Raw genomic sequence first — 263 nt, forward strand, 5'->3', positions numbered from 1 at the left:
AGCTGAAGCTCCTCACGCGCGGCGCCGAGAAGGCCGGCGCAGAGGAGATCGAACGGAACCCGCGCGCCGCTTCGGTGCGGCTGCGGGCCGCAGAGAGGATCGGAGAGCCGCGATGACCGCTCCCGCGCGGGTTCCGTTCGATCTCCTCTGCGCCGGCCTTCTCGGCGCCGCGCGTGAGGAGCTTCAGCTCCGGTCCGTGCCCCGGCAGTTCCACCGGGAGCCCTTCGGGGGTACGGGACTTCGCGAGCTCGGCCAGCGCCTGC

Annotated in this window: 1 pseudogene; it reads right to left on the reverse strand. The window is 73.0% G+C overall.

Annotated features, from left to right (window positions below):
- Positions 1–263 (reverse strand): annotated as a pseudogene (locus tag CCN39_RS52485) (16S rRNA (cytosine(1402)-N(4))-methyltransferase); the annotation flags it as partial.

The sequence above is a fragment of the Amycolatopsis kentuckyensis genome, from assembly GCF_002155975.1.
Taxonomy (GTDB): Bacteria; Actinomycetota; Actinomycetes; order Mycobacteriales; family Pseudonocardiaceae; genus Amycolatopsis; species Amycolatopsis kentuckyensis.